General features: G+C 35.5%; 3 protein-coding genes. 2 read left to right on the top strand and 1 reads right to left on the bottom strand.

The window, feature by feature from the left end; all coding sequences use genetic code 11:
* The first annotated feature begins 102 nt into the window (after window positions 1-102).
* Window positions 103-273, top strand: coding sequence for a helix-turn-helix domain-containing protein (locus AC1DUA_RS34470; RefSeq protein WP_477504028.1), 171 nt, complete (start codon window positions 103-105; stop codon window positions 271-273).
* 12 nt (window positions 274-285) lie between these two features.
* Window positions 286-1,404, top strand: coding sequence for a site-specific integrase (locus AC1DUA_RS34475; RefSeq protein WP_477504026.1), 1,119 nt, complete (start codon window positions 286-288; stop codon window positions 1,402-1,404).
* A 42-nt stretch (window positions 1,405-1,446) separates the two neighbouring features.
* Here the strand turns inward: AC1DUA_RS34475 and AC1DUA_RS34480 are convergent, their stop codons facing one another.
* Window positions 1,447-2,157 carry a restriction endonuclease gene (locus AC1DUA_RS34480; RefSeq protein WP_477504027.1) on the bottom strand — a complete coding sequence of 237 codons (711 nt, stop codon included), beginning with the start codon at window positions 2,155-2,157 and terminating at the stop codon, window positions 1,447-1,449.
* Between the last annotated feature and the right edge of the window lie 108 nt (window positions 2,158-2,265).

A 2,265-nucleotide genomic window follows, 5' to 3' on the forward strand; every position in this document is an offset into this window, starting at 1 on the left:
GCACTTACGGTAACCAAAGAAATGATTATCTTGAAATAATAAAAAGCTTAATAGCGTTTAAAGAGCTTAATCGGGGTGACTTAAATGTGTAGTAATTTAGAAATGCTTCCGCCAGTATTGGATGTTACCCATTTACAAAGTGTATTGGGAATAGGGAGAAGGCAAGCTTATGAATTAGCAAACTCTGGACAGTTTCATGTTGTAAGAGCAGGTAAGAGAATTAAGATTGCTAAAGAGGTGTTTGTTAAATGGCTTTTGGGAAGCTTGACTTAATGGGAGGTACGTATGGCAGGTTCAATTAAAAAGGAAGGGAACAGTTGGTATTTTGTAATCGAACTTGGAAAAGATCAATTAACTGGGAAACGAATTCAAAAGAAAAAGAGAGGGTTTAAAACAAAGAAAGAAGCACAGAACGCTTTTGCAGAAGCATTGAATGAGATTAATAAAGGTACTTATGTTCAACCCTCAAAAATCCTATATAAAGATTTTCTCAGTGATTGGTTTGTTGATAAAAAAGCAAAGATTATGCCTTCCACATATAGCACTTATAAATGGTTAATTGAGAAATATATTATTAGTTATCTTGGAAATGTTGAGTTATCTAAATTGACTCCGATGATCATACAAAAATTTTATAATGAGCTCTCGAATGATGGTAACATTGTACCAGAAAATATACAAAAGATTCATTCGTTGATTAATAATTCTTTGAAGAGAGCTGAACGTTGGGGGATATTGAGCAGAAATGTAGCAGCCCTTGTAGACCCACCAAAATCAGTTAAGAAGGAGGTTGAAGTGTGGACAGTTGAAGAAGTGAAAAAGTTCCTTGGAATAGCCGTTCATGATAGATTGTATATCGCCTTTCTTCTCGCAGTTACAACAGGTATGAGACAAGGAGAAATATTAGGACTTAGATGGAAAGACTTTAACTTGGAAGATTGTTCAATTRGCGTTATTCAAACATTAAGTCATGATGGGAAAACACTTAAAGCCGGAGCTAAAACAAAGGCAGGCACAAGGAAGATCCATTTGCCTTCCGAGACGCTTCAGTATCTTGAAAAGTATAAAAGGATTACCGAGATTGAGAAGAGGCAGAACAGTCCTTTATATGCTGACAATGACCTTATAGTATGTACCTCAATAGGTACACCTGTCATACCTAGAAATTTAATGCGTACCTTTTATCGTCTTATAAAAAGTGCTGATCTTAAGAAAATTCGTTTTCATGATATTAGGCATACCCATGCAACACTTTTACTTATGCAAGGGGTTAACCCTAAAATTGTTGCAGAAAGATTAGGTCATGTGGATGTAAGAATTACACTGGATACATACAGTCATTTACTCCCTAGTTTGCAGTTAGAATCAGCGACAAAATTTGGTGAATTACTTTTTAGTACTTAAAAGGAAAACCGCAGCATATATATGCCGCGGTTTTTTGTGTATTTATGCTTGTATTATATTACGACACTTTGGAAAGCTAGAACATCCATAAAACGTTCCTTTGGCACCTTTTCTCAGAACCATGTGATTACCACAACGAGTGCAACTTTTTTCTTGAGTAGGATTTTCTGTAATAACTTGTTTTGCAGAAGGGACGCTACCAGGATTCATTTTTAGGATCATGTCTACAAGGTCATTACGACTTAGCAGTTTTACATTATTTGAAGCAGCTAATAGTTTTGCTTGTTCTGTGAATTTACTGTTGGTAATCACCCAAGCTTCAGTTGCATGATAATGTGCTTTCGAAGCCACAGCCTCCTGAACTGCTTTTAGCCCAACATTACTTGAATACCTTTTTGCTTGAACCGCAATACGTGTGCTTTCTTTTTCTATTATCAAATCAGCTCCGAAATCACCACTTGCTTGAGTGACTTGAACTTTATAGCCGTGTGCTTGAAACAAATGCCCTAAGTATTTCTCAAATTGAATTCCATCCATTTTGTCTATGTCTGCAATTCCTGATTTTTTAAGTCGTTCAGTTTCTACAGATTTTCTGTATAAAGTTATTGAAATAATAACTCCCAGACAAATGAAAAAGACAATTGCTGAAGCAGTTAAACTTCTTGTAAAATAGAATGTCCCGAAGAAAGCGACTACGAATATGAATTGAAGTAAAGCGTACATTAGATCTTGTTTCTTTTTTCGTCTAGCCAAAATATTTCCCCCTAGATGTCGTTATAAAATAAGCCAAGCTAGGAAGAATGTACCATATTATTTGGGAATAATCTACAATTTGTGACTTCGATAAAGTAGTCGGTGACC

The sequence above is a fragment of the Paenibacillus sp. 01T422 genome (assembly GCF_056398785.1).

Coding starts and splice junctions, on each gene's coding strand:
- AC1DUA_RS34470 (WP_477504028.1), top strand. CDS start 103: ATGCTTCCGCCAGTATTGGATGTTACCCATTTACAAAGTGTATTGGGA.